Origin of the sequence: Halomonas sp. SpR1, from assembly GCF_031010175.1 — a bacterium.
Lineage (GTDB): Bacteria > Pseudomonadota > Gammaproteobacteria > Pseudomonadales > Halomonadaceae > Vreelandella.
Map to the genome: position 1 here is coordinate 78,234 of NZ_JAUAMB010000014.1, position 16,453 is coordinate 94,686.

The 16,453-nt window shown below is 53.4% G+C and carries 16 protein-coding genes; 1 reads left to right on the forward strand and 15 read right to left on the reverse strand.

Annotation, left to right across the window (positions count from 1 at the left end):
• Positions 1–54: 54 nt before the first annotated feature.
• The 4 genes from QT231_RS11905 to QT231_RS11920 form a co-directional block, all read right to left on the reverse strand.
• The gene (locus QT231_RS11905) at positions 55–963 is read right to left on the reverse strand and encodes an ABC transporter ATP-binding protein (protein WP_308337078.1); all 909 of its coding nucleotides are present in this window, start codon (positions 961–963) and stop codon (positions 55–57) included.
• Positions 964–1,064: 101 nt separating this feature from the next.
• Positions 1,065–1,415 (reverse strand): four helix bundle protein, encoded by a 351-nt coding sequence (locus tag QT231_RS11910; RefSeq protein ID WP_083868871.1) that lies wholly within the window; start codon positions 1,413–1,415, stop codon positions 1,065–1,067.
• A gap of 68 nt (positions 1,416–1,483) precedes the next feature.
• Complete coding sequence (locus QT231_RS11915; protein ID WP_308337079.1) at positions 1,484–2,905, reverse strand: MBL fold metallo-hydrolase; 1,422 nt, start codon at positions 2,903–2,905, stop codon at positions 1,484–1,486.
• A gap of 248 nt (positions 2,906–3,153) precedes the next feature.
• Positions 3,154–3,345: a DUF2283 domain-containing protein gene (locus QT231_RS11920; protein ID WP_308319698.1), complete on the reverse strand. Its 192-nt coding sequence runs from the start codon at positions 3,343–3,345 to the stop codon at positions 3,154–3,156.
• 23 nt (positions 3,346–3,368) lie between these two features.
• On the opposite strand from QT231_RS11920, the gene QT231_RS11925 reads away from it, so the two are divergent.
• Positions 3,369–3,749: a hypothetical protein gene (locus tag QT231_RS11925; RefSeq protein ID WP_308337080.1), complete on the forward strand. Its 381-nt coding sequence runs from the start codon at positions 3,369–3,371 to the stop codon at positions 3,747–3,749.
• A 225-nt stretch (positions 3,750–3,974) separates the two neighbouring features.
• Here QT231_RS11925 and QT231_RS11930 read toward each other — a convergent pair whose 3' ends face one another.
• The 11 genes from QT231_RS11930 to QT231_RS11980 all read right to left on the reverse strand — a co-directional run bounded on the left by QT231_RS11930 (position 3,975) and on the right by QT231_RS11980 (position 16,317).
• Positions 3,975–5,075 (reverse strand): chain-length determining protein, encoded by a 1,101-nt coding sequence (locus QT231_RS11930; protein WP_308337081.1) that lies wholly within the window; start codon positions 5,073–5,075, stop codon positions 3,975–3,977.
• Between the two features lie 3 nt (positions 5,076–5,078).
• Positions 5,079–5,891, reverse strand: a complete 813-nt coding sequence (locus tag QT231_RS11935) for an ABC transporter permease (protein WP_308337083.1) — start codon at positions 5,889–5,891, stop codon at positions 5,079–5,081.
• 173 nt (positions 5,892–6,064) lie between these two features.
• On the reverse strand, positions 6,065–7,798 hold the full coding sequence (locus tag QT231_RS11940) for a polysaccharide biosynthesis/export family protein (protein WP_308337084.1): 1,734 nt from the start codon (positions 7,796–7,798) through the stop codon (positions 6,065–6,067).
• Positions 7,798–8,205 (reverse strand): DVU3141 family protein, encoded by a 408-nt coding sequence (locus tag QT231_RS11945; protein WP_308337085.1) that lies wholly within the window; start codon positions 8,203–8,205, stop codon positions 7,798–7,800. Before QT231_RS11945 ends, QT231_RS11940 begins: the two co-directional genes overlap by 1 nt.
• A 283-nt stretch (positions 8,206–8,488) precedes the next feature.
• Positions 8,489–9,508 carry a porin gene (locus tag QT231_RS11950; protein ID WP_308337086.1) on the reverse strand — a complete coding sequence of 340 codons (1,020 nt, stop codon included), beginning with the start codon at positions 9,506–9,508 and terminating at the stop codon, positions 8,489–8,491.
• Positions 9,509–9,733: 225 nt separating this feature from the next.
• A complete protein-coding gene (locus QT231_RS11955; protein ID WP_308337087.1) occupies positions 9,734–10,807 on the reverse strand; it encodes a porin in 1,074 nt (357 codons plus the stop codon).
• Positions 10,808–11,072: 265 nt separating this feature from the next.
• Complete coding sequence (locus QT231_RS11960; RefSeq protein ID WP_308337088.1) at positions 11,073–11,882, reverse strand: ProQ/FINO family protein; 810 nt, start codon at positions 11,880–11,882, stop codon at positions 11,073–11,075.
• Positions 11,883–11,902: 20 nt separating this feature from the next.
• Positions 11,903–12,442: a dihydrofolate reductase gene (locus QT231_RS11965; protein ID WP_308337089.1), complete on the reverse strand. Its 540-nt coding sequence runs from the start codon at positions 12,440–12,442 to the stop codon at positions 11,903–11,905.
• The gene (locus QT231_RS11970) at positions 12,439–13,212 is read right to left on the reverse strand and encodes a thymidylate synthase (RefSeq protein ID WP_374694389.1); all 774 of its coding nucleotides are present in this window, start codon (positions 13,210–13,212) and stop codon (positions 12,439–12,441) included. The genes QT231_RS11965 and QT231_RS11970 overlap by 4 nt, the downstream gene beginning before the upstream one ends.
• Before the next feature lie 909 nt (positions 13,213–14,121).
• Positions 14,122–14,916, reverse strand: coding sequence for a prolipoprotein diacylglyceryl transferase (gene lgt, locus QT231_RS11975; protein WP_308337091.1), 795 nt, complete (start codon positions 14,914–14,916; stop codon positions 14,122–14,124).
• Positions 14,917–15,069: 153 nt separating this feature from the next.
• Positions 15,070–16,317: a response regulator gene (locus QT231_RS11980; protein ID WP_308337092.1), complete on the reverse strand. Its 1,248-nt coding sequence runs from the start codon at positions 16,315–16,317 to the stop codon at positions 15,070–15,072.
• Between the last annotated feature and the right edge of the window lie 136 nt (positions 16,318–16,453).

A 16,453-nucleotide genomic window follows, 5' to 3' on the forward strand; every position in this document is an offset into this window, starting at 1 on the left:
TCTCTTAATAGCCGATGTTGATGGGCTTTCGCTGTGGCCCAGTATCTATAAAAACTAGGCAGACTTGCGCTTTGCCTTGCGCTGCTGCTCTTCCAACATTTCGAGGTGTTCACGCGCTATTTTTGACGCTTTTACCGCTTTTTGAACTTCTTGCTGGGCAATGGCAATGTCTTGCTGTGGCGCTTGGCGCTCTTGATAATCCGCTAGGTTTTCCTGTGCGGCTTTGAGCACCTGATGGCACTCTTGCAGGTGCTTTCTGGCACTGGGCACATCGGTAGGCAGTGCAGTGCCGTCATTTTTGGCATCTACATCAATATGGTAGGCAGCGATGGCTTCGTTTACGTCGTCATACCAGTGCGCAGAGCCGTGTTTCAAGTAAACACCGGCCTGGCATAAGTCTTTCAAAATACCCTCTGAGTGAGACACCATGATCAGAGAGGATTGACCTACTTTCGATTCAAACAGCTCTTTGGCTTTGGCTTTGAACGACCTGTCGCCAACGGCGGTGGCTTCATCGGAGATATAGACGTCAAAATCGAAGGCTAAAGAGAGACCAAATGAAATACGCGAGCGCATACCTGAAGAGTAGGTACGAATTGGTTCGTCAAAAGCTTCGCCTATTTCAGCGAAGTCTTCTACAAACTGGATTATCCGCGCTACTTCTTCCGCACTACTGCCCTGCACGCGAGCGACGAATTTGACGTTTTGCCGCCCGGTCATGTTGCTCTGCATGCCACCCGATAGCCCCACGGGCCAGGAAACGCGTGTGTGACGAATTACTTCGCCGCGTTCTGGCGTATCCATACCTGCAATCAAGCGCAGCAGCGTGGATTTACCCGCACCATTGGCACCAATCAACCCGACACTCACCCCTTTGGGGATCGTGAGGTTGATGTCTTTAAGCACCCAATCACTGCCGTGGTGGTTGTGGTAGCGTTTGTAGAGGTTTTTGATTTCGATCATTTTTGGTTTGTGAATTGTGAATTGTGAGTGGTGAATGGTGAGTCGTGAGTCGTGAGTCGTGAGTCGTGAGTCGTGAGTCGTGAGTCGTGAGTCGTGAGTAATTATCGATTTTGTAAGTAACGTATTAAACCACCGAGTAAGCCAGAAACTTGGTGAATTAACTCGATAGTAGGAGTTACATCATTTACATAGCTAAGGCGCTGCCCAATGAGCAGCTGTGTTTCGAGTTCACTTAAAGAACCTCGTGCAATATACAAAAAGCGAATATAGTCCTTTGAACTACCTCTTGCTGCACCTTCAGCGATATTACTGGGTACGGATACTGCTGACCGTCTCATCTGACTAGTAAGTCCATATTTCTCCTCATCAGGAAATGCTGCTGAGATTTGATAAATTTGTTCTACCATATCCATAGCTTGTTGCCATACACGCAACTCCTGATGCTTCCTCATTACCGCCCCTCACCACTTACCATTTCCAACTCACCCCTCACAATTCACTACTCACTACTCACTACTCACTACTCACTACTCACCACTCTCACCTGCTTGCCTTTTCGATGGTAAAGAGTTTCGAGTTCAGCTTTGAGCGCTGCGCGGGCGGTTTGTTCGCCGTGTACCAGGCGGATGGTGTGGGGCCAGCGGCGCATGCGTTTTACGAAGTTGAGTAGGTCTTTTTGGTCGGCGTGGGCGGAGTAGCCGCTGATGGTGGTCACTCCTGCTTTTATATCAAACCGTTCACCGTCGATGGCTACCCAGCCGCCCTGGGGGCCGTATTGCTGAATATCCCGCCCTGGGGTGCCTGCGCCTTGGTAGCCTACGAACAGTACTTGATGACGTTCGTCGCCGAGCATGGCTTTGAGGTAGTTCATGATCCGCCCGCCTGCGCACATCCCGCTAGCGGCAATAACTATCGCTGGGCGACCTGTTTTGGCCAGGTACTCAACGGTTTGTTCGTGCTCTGCGTGGCTATTCACGGTATAGAGATTGGCAAAGTTGAGCGGGTGGCGGCCACTGCGCAGGCGGCCTTGGGCTTCTTTATCCCAGTAGGGCTTTAGCTCGCGGTAAACCTTGGTAAAGCGGGCCGCTAGCGGTGAATCGACTATGATTTCCAGTGACTGCCACTGCGGTGAACGCGCTTGGTGGATAATGGTTTCAAGTTCGTAGAGCAGTTCTTGTGTGCGGCCAATGCTGAACGCAGGCACCATCACCGTGCCGCCGTTAGCGAGTGCTTGCTCTACGGCGGCTTTTAAGGTGGCGCGGCGCTGGCGGCGGTCTGGGTGTTGGCGGTTGCCGTAGGTACTTTCGAGTACCAGCTGGTCGCAGCCGTAGGGCGACTTTGGCGCGGGAAGTAACGGTGCGTAAGGGGCGCCTAAGTCGCCGGAGAATACGACGCGCTCTTTTTCACCGGTCTTCGTATCCTGGTAACTCACCTCTACGTAGCTGGAACCGAGAATGTGCCCTGCCCGTTTGAGTTTTACTCGCGTGGTGCCTGTGCTTGCGCCGTTGTGACCGCTTACCTCGCTTACGCTACTTATGCTGTGCCATTTGCCGTAGGGCACGCTCACGATTTGCTTTTCGAGCTGAGCTTGAAAGCGCTCAATCAGTTGGGCGTTGCGGGTAAAGCCGATTTTTAGCGCGTCTTCAATCACCAGGGGTAGCAGCTTGGCCGTGGGGATCGAGCAGATAATCGGGCCTGTGAAACCTGCGGCCAGTAAGTAAGGCAGCCTACCCACGTGGTCAATATGGACGTGGGTAATGACGAGCGCCATAACGGTGCTGATATCGAATTCAATTTGTAGCTGCTCGAAACTGTCTTCCGCGGCGTCTTCGCCTTGGAAGAGCCCGCAATCCACCAGTAGGGATTCCTTTTGGTTGAGAATCAATTGGTGGCAGCTGCCGGTAACGCCAGTGGCTCCGCCGTGGTGGATTATTTCGAGCATTGGACAGCTGTGAGTCGTGAATTGTGAGGTGTAAGTCGTTTGGCGTCAGCGCGGGTTGGTGCCGGGGTTTGGTTCGGTGCCACTGGGCGTCGTTCCGACGCCTTCCGCGGGTGCCTCGAACGCTCGCTGAACTCGCTTTCTCGTTACCGCGCGCTACGGGTTTGCTTCCACTGTGTTATGTGCATGCGTGATTTAGTAGCGCGTGGTAAGCCCCAGGCGCACCCGCGGGAGCAGCGCCGGGGTTTGAATTACGCGGCTTGGCTCTTTAAGAGTGGCCATGCGCCTTGCTTTGAGGCTTCAAGGATGACGATTTCGTTGATCGTGCCATCCTCTGCGTAGCTGATATGTGTGTTCCAATCTTGAGAAACCTCCTTAACGGTAGGCTTTTCCGATAGATGCAGAACTAGGATGTCATCTGCTTCATCGTAGGTAGTTCGCATTACTTATCCTCCCACTCAAAGTGATGCATGACGGTTTTGACTACCAGTTTGTCTCGCGGGAGCAGCGCGGAGCGGTGCCGGGGTTGGGCTTTGTGCCATTGGGCGTCGTTCCGACGCCTTCCGCGGGTGCCTACGAACGCTCGCTGAACTCGCTTTCTCGTTACCGCGCGCTACGGGTTTGCTTCCACTGTGTTCTGTGCGTGCGTGATGTAGTAGCGCGTGGTAAGCCCCAGGCGCACCCGCGGGAGCAGCGCGAAGCGGTGCCGGGGTTTTGGCTTTGTGCCATTGGGCGTCGTTCCGACGCCTTCCGCGGGTGCCTACGAACGCTCGCTGAACTCGCGCTCTTCGTTACCGCGCGCTACGGGTTTGCTTCCACTTTGTTCTGTGCATGCGTGATTTCGTAGCGCGTGGTAAGCCTCAAGCGCACCCGCGGGAGCAGCGCGGAGCGGTGCCGGGGTTGGATTCTGTGCCACTGGGCGTCGTTCCGACGCCTTCCGCGGGTGCCTCATTCGCTCGTGCCTCGCGAGATTCGTTACCGCGCGCTACAAAGTGTGAATTGTAATTGGTAAATGGTGAATCGTTTCGTACCTTCACCATTCACCATTCACCATTCACTATTCACCCCAACCTTAATCCCGGTGATCCTTGATGATCATCATCAGCATGCTGAAGATAAAGGCGAGGAAGATGGTGATGATGGCGAAGACGCTGCTGTTGTAGAGCCGGTTGGGCTCTGTGGGGTATTCGGGGAACAGCGGGCTTTGTAGCACGCTTACCTGTTTGAGCTGGCGGGCGGCTTCTAAACGGGTATTTTCTAGTGCGGCGAGTGCGCTGGAATAGGTTTCCTGAGCAAACTGTGCCTGCAATTCTAATGTTTCATATTGTGCTGAAACACTGTTTAGCGAGTCGCCGGATGCTTGGGCTATCCGGTCGCGCTGTTCAATAATCTGGTCTCGTAAAGCTGAGATATTCCGCTCAACTTGGCGCAACTCCGAAGATTGGGAGCTTTGAAAGCTGGCTAATGCGCTGCGTTGCGCTTGCAGGCGGGCTAAGTCAGCCTCTAGGGTGGCTACCACTTGGTTAATATTTTCAACCGTTGCGGTAGGTGAAACCAAACCATATTGGTTTTGAAATTCAAGCAGCTTGGCTCGCGTCTCTTCGAAGCGTTCTTCAAGGCGTACCATTTGCTGTTCTAAAAACTTTACTTGCTCATCCGCTAGGCGATGACCCATTTCGTTCATGTGGTCTTCACCTGCTTCAAGCAACAGCGATGCCACTTCATGGGCAAACTCAGGCGTATATGCCTGTACATGAATGTTTAGCACGCCAGCATACTCGTCCAGTTCTACCTCAACACGGCGCAGGTAGTATTTGTGCAGGTCTTCAATAGGGGCATCGCGGTTATGCAACTTGGCGAAGATATCCCCGTTTTCGGAATAGTGTTCGCGCAGGTTTAGCTGTTCATCTAGGAGACGTAGCATATCGACAGAGAGTAAGTGCTCACGCAGCAGTAGCAAGTCGTGGGTATTACCGCCGCCACCGCTGCCCATAATTGACGACAGGCTAAACTCCGGTGTTGCTACCTGGGGGCTTTCTAGCACCACGGTTGCACGGGAAACATAGCGATCTTCCGCCCATACAAACCAATAAAACGAAACCAGAGCAATCGCGACTATCGCCACGGCCCAGTGTGGCGATGTTTTAACAAAACGACGAAAAGAACGTTGCATAGTTTATTGTGCCTTCAAACGATCAATAAAGCGCAGGTGCATCAACAGCCCCAGGGCGATTAAGGTGAATGTGAATAGCCAGAGATAGAGCATGCTGGTGCCCTGTACGACTTGGTACTTGTCAAAAAAGCCCAGGCGCAGCGTTTCAAGGCCGTGGGGAATAGGATTAAGCATCAAGTATTCCAGCAACCAGTGAGGTAGGGCATTCAGCGGCAAAATCACCCCAGAGATGATTAACAGCGGTAAAGAGAGCATGGTTATCACTCGCCCAAGCTCAGGCACCAAGGTGGCCGCAACTGAAGTTAGCAGCCCTAATCCAAGCCCTAGACTCCAAAGGGAAAGCCAGGCAGCCACCACTCTAATGACATTATCTGGGTAGAGATCTAACCCCAGCATTAATCCACCGCCTATAAAAAGCAGGAAGATAAAGCTGCGCAGCATGCCTTCTAGGAAGTTGCGCACTAGCACAGGGTCTACGGGCAGCACTTGACGATATGCAAACAGGGCTTTGTTGCCATTAATGGCGCCCATCCCTCGCATCATGCCTTCCCGCACCAAGAAAAAGCCCATTAAGCCCGTAATCATCCAAGGGATGAATTCGGCATTCACTACCAGTCGATCGCCACTAATAAAGCTACGAATACCTACCATGATGACGACAAAGGCGACTGGCTCGAAGATCATCCAGAACCAGCCCATGCGGTCTGACATGGTGCGCGAAATGGCTTCGCGCATGAACATGGCGTACCAAACACTGCGAGTGACTTGCCACGGTGTTCGAGCGCTCCGCCGTGGGCCGCCGTTTACGTTATCCATAGCGCTACTTCTTCAGAGAAATACAAAGTGTGTTCCTGCGCATTGTGTGACGGCGGAAATAGTGGATACACCACCATTTCCGCCGGGTCGCGGGTGCGCTAACGCTTACGCCGCGCTACAAAAACGTCGATTTACTCTTCTCTTCACCACTCACCACTCACCACTCACCACTATTACAAATCAACCGCTACTTTGGTGGCTACGGCAATCTGGTAGAGGATTTGCGTGAGCGTTGAGGCTAGCTGCAGGTTATGCGTGGGTGCAGCGGGCATGACGAGGATTTCGTCGCCGGGGCGCAGGTTTACGTTGCGGGCGTTTTCAACCGCACCGTTCTGGCGTACTACAAGAATATGGTCGTCATCTGCGCGGTCAGTGAAGCCGCCTGCACCTTCAATGTAGTCGATCACGCTCATACCTGGGCGGTAAACAGCGGCTTGTGGCACGAGTACTTCACCACTGATTAGCATGGAGTCACTTACTTCCGGAATAGTGACCACATCCCCATCCTGCAGACGAATGTCCGAAATGCGCCCATCATAGGCCACCACTAAACGGCCACTCGGCTCTAGCTCGCTCGCCCGGGAGATAAAGTCCTGAATCAACTCTGCTTCTTGAACACGAATTTGCGCTTCTTCGTTGGTGCTGGAGGGGGCGCCCAGATAGGTTGTCTCCAAACGGCGTAGGCTGTCTTCAAGGGACTGTGCCTGCTGCTTTTTGACACTTTCACGCTGTATTGAAATGCTTTCCACAGCGGTCATGTTTTCTGGCACGGCGATGGCGTCCAGCAACTCGCTTAACCGGGCATCTCGCGGCAATGCATACCGTGAGGGGCCGTAATAACTGCCTTCCACTTCAACGACGATGGTTTCGCTGCGCTTATCGGAACTGAATAGCACTTCGTCGCCGCTGCGGATCGTCTGACCAGCAAACAGATCAATGGGGAAGTATTGAGCAATAGGCCCGTCTTCACGATCACCACGCAGCAAAACGTGGGAAACGCCACTTCTTAACCGGGCTAGATTGACAAGTTCTGCGCCACTTAGGCTGCTACCTGTCATTTCATAGCGGTATTCACGGTGAACATCCCCACCTACGGCAATGGCTGGACCACGCTCTTCAACTACGATGGTATCGCCATCTTGAAATTGCGGGCGGGGTATATTGCCGTTGATCAAGAAATCATAGAGGTCGACGGTTGCCACATTGCGACCGTCGCGCATGACACGAATTTGCCGATAGCTGCCCAGGTCTTGATCTATGCCACCGGACTGATCCAGAAAGTAGAGCAGTGAGTCGTTGGGCGTACCTGCGTAACGGCCAGGGTTTTCAACGTAGCCTGTCACGTAGACGGCTACGGGCTGTACACCTTGCAGATTGGTATAGACCTGGACGTTATCTGGGTATACCGAGGTTATGGCTTGACGCACACTGGCATCAGCTTGTTGACTGCTCTGCCCTTCTACGTTGAGCGGCCCTGAACCGGGAATAAAAATATTACCTTGGGCATCGACTGGCAGCACACGGTCAAGCTCAAATGCCCCCCAGGCGCGGACGGTGACTTGGTCGCCGGGCTTGATACGGTAATCAGGATTGAGGCCATCCCCCATCGCGCCGCGAAATCCACCGCTAAACAGGTTGGCACCAAACGGGGGTAACGCATCTGGATCTTGCGGTGAAGCCGAAACCGGGCCATAGGTGCCGCTATTCCAGTTGGCTCGGGGCGTGTCATTGACTTCTTGCTGCGGTAGGTTGCCTTGTTGGTTAGCCTGCTCAGGTAGAATGCTGTCGGAAAGGCTTAGCGCTTGCGCCCATGTGCTGGGCACCGCAAACACGCTGGCAAGCGCGATGGAAGCGACGGCTAACGAGCGATTTAACGTAGCGCGGTCAAGCAGTGTGGTCACTTTCATTAATTGCGCCCCTGTGTTGTTTGTGCCACAACGCGTTGGTTAACCCAACCATTAGGTGTTTTACAGACGAGTGCCGGACGCGCATTGTTCGAATCAACCGCTACCACTGTTAGTTTGCGACACTCACGACCACTCGCGGCAAGGTAAGCGGCATCAGCCACAACCTCGACATTATTACCCCATGGGCTTTCGGGTACATTCATCACAGCACCTGCGGGTGCCTGGGTTAAAAAGCCATTGAGATTGTCGTCTTGCAGCAAGGTGGCTGGGTCGTTATTCAATACATATTGTGCTTCTTGCTGAGCTGAGCTGGCGGGGTACGAGGCACAACCACTGACCACGACTAGGCTCAGCGCTGCCAGCAGCATGCGTGCTGGAGAGACCACTGAACGTTGAGATATCGACATAGTTATTTCCAAATAAAAGGCACGCTACCGCCCAGGGATTATATCGGGCGTATTCCCTTGCCCTACTTCTCTGGGTGGATGAAAGTGGTTGGCACAAGCGCGAAGCACTTTTGCCAGCGCCCCATTGTAGGGGAATACCGCCAGCGGCTCTACATTGACAACACCTGTACAGCTTATTCATTCTTCGTGTAAAGATAACTGTCGTTGATAATCCAATAAAAACGGCCTCATTAATGAGGCCGCTGCAATATAAACAAATGATTTTTAATGTATTAGAGCAACATTAGAAGTGATAGCGTGCGCCAGTCAGCCAATATGTCCTGTCTGCGGTGCTCTCTTTTCGCACGCTTGGCGCATCGCCATCCGCTAGCTCTACGAACACATCAAACGCACTGGAAATCTTGTAATAAGCGCCCGCGGCCCATGCATTGCTCTCTTCGCCACTGTCACGGTCTACGTTGTAGTAATCTGCGGTAAACGCCCAGGGCCCAGTGGCATAGGTGCCACCCAGACCGACCGTTTCGAAACCACCGCCATAGGTATCGCTGTTGTCTTGGGTTTCAACACCTAAGCGCATTGTTAGCTGATCAGATAGCGAGTACGCGCCGATAAGGCCATACAGTATTTCGCCGTTACCGCCCCCGCGTACGACGTTTTCAACCGCGCCAAACCCGACTTTAAACGCCCCCTGCTGGTACTGAACGCCGCCCTGGGCAGCGGTTACATCGCCTTCACTGCTCTGCTCTGCAGCCGTTAATCCGCGCTCACTATAGTGTTTAACCTGAAGGAAAGAGGTGAAACCACCCAACTCAGGGGTGTAGTAGCCAATTGAATCACCGCGTGACTGTAGCCCGGTTGAGTTGAAGAGCAGACCACGGTCGAGATAGACATCAAAGGGCGCCGATACAAATTGGTAGTAGAGGCTATCGAAGTTACCTGCTTGCAGTGTGCCGTACTGTTTGCTCGCCAAGCCGATATAGCTCTGACGGATCTCATTAAAGCCTTGGTCAGTATTACGCTCATCGCCGGTAAATCGCCACTCTAAGCGACCAAAGGCGTTTAAATCAGATGTAATGGCATGGCTCATTCGAAACCCTAGGCGGGAGTAGACATCAACAAATTCCGCGCCGTCATCGATTTTATTGCCAGCGCTATTAAACTCAGGGCCCCCGCCCGCAATACCCATGGAAATACGCCCATAAATATCCAGCTTTGTGCCGTCCTGATCATATAACGTTGTGGCTTGAACCGAGGAGATACTCAAAAGGCCAACTACCGCTACCGCCAACTGCTTCTTCTGCATTAGAAATAATCCCTTGATACGCTAATATTATTGGCTGCTTTAGCTACTAAGCCGCACAGCCAGATAATGTTATACAATATCAAGCTATTATTAAAGAGAAAACGTTCTTATTTGTATTGGGCATTAAAAGGAAAACCGTAAGCCAAAAAAAACCGGCCTCTTAGAGGCCGGTTCTATTTGGTTCTGCTAGGCAGTTACCCTTTAAGCATGGTGTTTAAACCAGGCTTAGAAGTGGTAACGAGCGCCTGTCAGCCAGTACATGTCGTCGCCATCGGCAGTATCAACACCAACGATTTCGTCGTTGTCGAATACGTTTACGCTGATGGACTGCTGGTCAGCTTGCTGAAGCTCTAGGAATACGTCAAAGTTGCTGGAAACTTTGTAGTAAGAACCCAGGGCCCAAGCAGTGCGGCTGTCGGCATTGTCAGGACTTACGTCGTAGATGTCAGCAGCAAAAGCCCAAGGACCAGTGGTGAAAGTACCACCTAAGCCCCAAGTGTCAAAACCGCCACCACGAGTGTCGTTGTCGTCACGAGTTTCGTAACCCAGACGCGCAGAGAACTGATCAGTAATGTCGTAAGAACCGATCAAGCCGTACAGCATTTCAGCGTTACCGCCGCCACGTGCTACGTCTTCAACAAAACCCAGACCAAGGGTCACAGGGCCTTGTGCGTAACGAACACCACCTTGCGGTGCGATTACATCGCCTTCAGAGGTCTGCTCAGTTTCAGTCAGGCCACGCTCGCTGTAGTGTTTCAGCTGCAAGAATGCAGTGAAACCGCTCAGGTCAGGTGTGTAGTAACCGATAGAGTCGCCACGTGACTGCTTCGGGTGACCAGCGAATTCTAGACCACGGTCGATGTAAACATCGAACGGCAGAGAAACGAACTGGTTATAGAAGCTGTCGAAGTTACCAGCTTGGAAAGTACCGAACTGGTCGCTTTGCAGACCGATGTAGCTCTGACGAACTTCTTTGAAGCCAGTGTTGCCGTTACCGCTAGGACCGGTACGCTCGTCACCGTCGAAACGCCACTCAACACGACCGAAAGCAGTCAGGTCGCGAGAAACTTCGTGGCTCATGCGCAGACCAAGACGTGAGTAAACGTCTACGAATTCAGCGTCATTGTCGATTTTTTCGCCGCTGCCGTTGTACTCAGGGCCACCACCAGCGATACCCATGGCGATGCGGCCATAGACGTCAAGCTTGGTGCCGTCCTGATCATAAACAGTTGCTGCTTGGGCTGCAGCAGAGGCACCCAGGGCGCCAACGATAGCAGTCGCTAAAAGTGTCTTTTTCATGATGTAAGTTCCTTAACTCGTATACTGTTTCGATCGTTGCTGCTCAGCTCTTAATAAGCTGGCAGTTGGCTTTTGCGGGCCATGCTCTTTTGCCATCCGCCGGTTTTTTCCCGGTGGTATGCGGCATGTCCTCAACTAAGCCTTGTTATAGTCCAATGCTCGCAGAACAAACTCTATACCGGGACTCCAGGGAACGCAATAGAAAAAAACAGTGTTTTCTTACTATTTGTGCTTTTTTATGGAACCCCTGCCTACAGGGTTGGTCTCAGCGGCCCTTAAATTTCTGCTGCAGGTCTAACAATTTGTCTTCCATGCTAAGCGGCTTACGCGGCTCAGCTTTTTCTACTTTAGGCTCTACCTCAGGCGGCTTAGGCCCCCCTACACGGGGCTTTTTGGCGGCAGGCGACGAGTTAGATTGCACTTTCTTTGGCTGCCCAGCTACTTTTTGATCACCGCGTTTTTGTGACGCATGGAGCGCCGCTTCTTTATCGACTTTGCCAGCGGGCTGGCCATCCAGATCTACCCGTTCGGCGCCCTCTCGCACTGCTTTTATATAGCGTGGCAGGTTCACGTAGTTGGCTAAAGCGCGACGAATTAGCTTATTGGGCCACTCTTCACGCTCTGCAAGCTCTTGGTGGATACCTACTTTTAGCGGTTTGGTATGCCCCTTGAAGAAAGCTTTGGGGTACCGCTCGTACCATTGATTAAGCAGGGCATGCGGAGAAGGTGTCTTGACCGCTTCATTGGTAGCCGATGATTCAGCTTTTTCTTCTGTTGCTATTGCAGCAGGATCTGTTTTCACAGGAGCCACTTCGGCAGATGCACTCTTTTCAGGCGCCTTGGCGTCGAGAGTTTTTGTGTCGAGTGCCTTTTTGTCGAAAGCTGCTTCGCTGGGTGTATCAGCTTCTACTACAGTCGTGGGTTCCGAGCTTGGCACGCTTTGCTCTTGGGCGTCTTTCTGCGCTAATTGCTGCTTTAGCCGCTGGTTTTCTTCACGCAGGGCTTGTAGCTCAGCTTGTGTGCGTTCCAGACGCGCTTCTAAATCATCTAACATGTTAATTAAGCTGGCGGCCATAGCTTTCTCCTTTGCCCTTTTCAGTCGGCGATGCGCTCGTAGACCACGAAATCATAGTTTGGCTGCCCTTCTGCTGGCTGCCCCGCTACGCGCTGCACTTCCTGCCACTCCTTGGGGTCGAAGTCAGGAAACGTTGCGTCGCCTTCTACGTCAATGTCCACTTCCGTTATGTACAACCGTTGGGCATAGGGTAACGCCTGGCGGTAAATTTCCCCGCCTCCCATTACCATGATCTCTTCTGCTGCCTCTATGGTGGCGTGCTGGTCGGCCAATTCTAGCGCTGCAGGCAGGTCGTGGCACACGCGTACGCCTTCGTGGGAAAACTCGGCGTTGCGGGTGACCACGACATTAAGCCGATTGGGCAGCGGCTTGCCAATGGAGGCGTAGGTTTTACGCCCCATCACCAGCGGTTTTGCCTGGGTAATACGCTTAAAGAACTTTAAATCTTCGGGCAGGTACCAGGGTAGCTTGCCGTCTACACCAATCACTCGATTTTTAGCCATGGCAACGATCATGGCCACTGGCACCAGGGAGTCGAAGGTATCTTTACGCTGGCTCATACCGCTACCTCGGCTTTGATGTGCGGGTGCGCCTCGTAAGCGTCAATGTGAATGTCTTCAAAACGGAATTCGAACAGGTCATCTATTTCTGGGTTAAGCACCAGCTTAGGCGCAGCCTTGGGCGTGCGCGACAACTGCTCTTTGGCCTGGTCAAGGTGATTACTGTACAGGTGTGCATCGCCTAGGGTGTGGATAAATTCGCCCGGCTGCAATCCTGTCACCTGGGCGACCATGGTTAGCAGCAAGGCGTAGCTGGCGATATTGAATGGCACACCTAAGAAAATATCGGCACTGCGCTGATATAGCTGGCACGACAGTTTTCCATTGGCGACGTAGAACTGGAACAGGCAGTGGCAAGGCGGGAGCTGCATGTCATCGACCTGGGCCGGATTCCAGGCAGAGACAATCAGGCGGCGCGACTGGGGCGAGGTGCGAATTTGGTCAAGCACCTTGGCAATTTGGTCAACGCTGCCCCCTTTAGGGTCGGGCCAGCTACGCCATTGGTAGCCGTAAACGGGGCCCAGATCGCCGTTTTCATCCGCCCACTCGTCCCAGATACGCACGCCGTTCTCTTTTAAATAGGCGATATTGGTGTCGCCTTTCAGGAACCACAGGAGTTCGTGAATGATAGAGCGCAGGTGGAGTTTTTTGGTGGTCAGCAGCGGAAAACCACGCGATAAGTCGAAGCGCATTTGATGGCCAAACACGGAGCGTGTGCCCACACCTGTGCGGTCATGGCGGTCAACGCCATGCTCCAAAACGGTTTGCATTAAGTCTAAATAGGGTTGCTCAAGCGCAGGCGTTGGTGCAGTCACAGAATTTCCAAATTAACAGGCGATGTGCGGTTTATTCTAGGCGCCCATAGCTTGCCGGTCTAGCGGTGCCGACCTGTTAGCGTTATCCAGTTAACCCCGGCACCGCTTCGCGCTGCTCCCGCGGGTGCGCCTGAGGCTTACCACGCGCTACTCAATCTCGCATGCACATGAAGCATGGGGATTCCAAGGGAGTGTGCATGTCCACCGAAAGCGAGTGAGTGCACATACCCGTAGCGCGTGGTAACGAGAGCGCGAGTTCAGCGAGTGGTTGAGGCACCCGCGGGAGGCGTCGGAACGACGCCCAGTGGCGCCGCAGCCAACCCCGGCACCGCTTCGCGCTGCTCCCGCGGGTGCGCCTGAGGCTTACCACGCGCTACTCAATCTCGCGTGCACATGAAAATGGGGATCCCAAGAGAGTGTGCATGTAACCACACCACCGAAAGCGAGTGGGTGCACATCCTGTAGCGCGTGGTAACGAGAACGCGAGTTCAGCGAGCGATTGAGGCACCCGTGGGAGGCGTCGGAACGACGCCCAGTGGCACCGCAGCCAACCCCGGCACCGCTTCGCGCTGCTCCCGCGGGTGCGCCTTAGGCTTACCACGCGCTACTCAATCTCGCGTGCACATAAAAATGGGAATCCCAAGAGAGTGTGCATGTAACCACACCACCGAAAGCGAGTGAGTGCACATCCTGTAGCGTGTGGTAACGAGAACGCGAGTTCAGCGAGCGGTTGAGGCACCCGCGGGAGGCGTCGGAACGACGCCCAGTGGCACCGCAGCCAACCCCGGCACCGCTTCGCGCTGCTCCCGCGGGTGCGCTTCGCTTACCACGCGCTACGAAAACCTTTGTTTACGGCGTTTAATCTTAGGTTGCGATTTTTACATCAACAGGCTGGGAGCGTGACCAGGCAATAATGATGAGGCCCAGCGCGATCATGGGAAGCGTTAGCAGCATGCCCATGGTGACCCAACCGAAGGCGATGAAACCAATGTGGGCATCGGGCATGCGGACGAATTCGACCATAAAGCGGAACACGCCGTAGCAGACTAAGAATAGCCCGGATATAAAGCCTCGTGATGTCGGTTTGGCCGATACCCACCAGAGAATGGCGAACAACACGACACCTTCTAACAAAGCTTCATAAAGCGCTGACGGGTGACGTGGTTCAGGCCCCATGCCAGGAAACGGCATGCCCCAGGGTAGCGAGGTCAAGCGACCCGGTAGCTCATGATTAATAAAGTTGCCGATTCGCCCGGCACCTAAGCCAATTGGCACTAATGGGGCGATAAAATCAGTGAGGGTTAAAAATGCCAGTTCTTTACGCCGGGCGAATATCCAGGCGGCAAGCAATACGCCGAGTAGACCGCCATGGAAGCTCATGCCGCCATCCCATACGCGGAAAATCCAGAGTGGATCAGACATCCACTGCCCTAGCCCGTAAAACAGCGCATACCCTAGCCGCCCACCGGCGACGACACCGATTGCACAATAGAAGAGTAAATCACCGATGTCGTCATTATTGAGGCCAATCCGTGATGCACGTCGACAGCCAAGCCACCAAGCTGCAACAAATCCCACTACGTACATCAGGCCATACCAATGAACTTGCAGGGGCCCCAAGGAGATAGCCACTGGGTCAATCGTCGGGTAATTAATCATTTACACTCTCTAATGCTGACCAAAAAAATATTGACGCCTGCTCACGGCAGTTGGCGTGTAGCAATGCTACTGTCGTCATGCCAGTACGCCGCCGCGAGCAGTACACCAATGTTACGAGTGCAATGATAAGTCTGCTTACTCAGAAAGCCACCTTTATCGTTTTTCAGGCGGCATTGCTTTAATCGCACCAGGAAACCAGTGGGTAATCATATTAAGCAGGGTTTCGGGCTGATACGGCTTGGCGAGCAAGTCGTCCATGCCGGCGGCTAGGCAGGCATCACGCCCGGCATTGTCGGCGTTGGCCGTTAGCGCGACCAGCACGCTTTGATTGCTGCCACGGTTACGCTCGTACTCGCGCCAGCGTCGGGTGGTTTCAAGACCGTCCAGGGTGGGCATAAAAATATCCATGAACACCAGATCGAAGCTGGCGTTTTTTTGGCGCTCAAGCGCCTGCTCACCACTACTAACGCCCTCTACCTGCAGGCCTTGAGTTTCCAGCATCTGCCGGGCTAGCATCAAATTAACAGGCCCATCGTCGACAACTAATACCCGCAAATTGCGCTGCAAGGCGGCGGGCGCGCCATCACGTCCCACCTCCGCCATCCCACTACTATTATTTCCAAAACGATTTCCAGAACCTTGCCCCGGGCTTTGCCAATCAGAGTCCTGTTGAATGAGATTGGTCAATAGTGCGCGTATATCCGATACGTGTTCGTATACTTCCATGACATTTTGCCGACATTTATCGGTAATCTCTTTATTCGCCATGGTATCTAAATGGGCTAACAAGTTGTCGGTTTCATGTTGCAGCAGGGTTAGATAGCCTGACTTCAAACGTGACTCTTCCCGCGCCCTTTCCCGGCCCGCCATCAAATGCTTGAGCTGGCGCTGTTGGTGCTGAAGGTCATCCAGCAGGGTTTGCTCATGCTCCTGTCGGGTGTTCTTGGTGGCGGCATTGGCTACTTGGGAGCAATGCATGCAGCGTTCAAGACCGGCCAGCACTTCGTTAACGCTGGCCAACCGCTGGAGAGGTAGATGAGATTCGTCGGCGGCATCCGGCGGAGCGCATTTATGCTCGGGTAGTGCACGCGCCGCGGTGGTGCAGAGTGCTTGGCTATGCCGTTCCAGTTCGGTGAGTTCTTGCATAAACCGCGCGTCTTTATGCCGAGCGCGCGTTTTGACTAGCATGAGGAAGACACTGACGTTCAAGCTACTGCCAATGAGCAGGGCTGCCATCAACCACAGGATGGTACTCCAGGAGGCGTTGCCTGGCGACATCCACCACATCATGGCGCCAACCACCAAACAGAGTATGACTAATGCAGCTTGTACAAGCAGGAGGGGCCACAGCAGAGGCCAAACAATGGCGTTCCAAAAGTGTTCCCTTTCATAGCGTTGCATGATCTCGCCTTCCTATTGGCCATATGGCCGCTGATAACGTGACCGCTGTTTAAACCCTGGACTGCCTGCCAGTACTCACACTCAACCTTGTGGTGTTTTATGCTACAAACATGATACTGATGTAAGTGTACGTCTA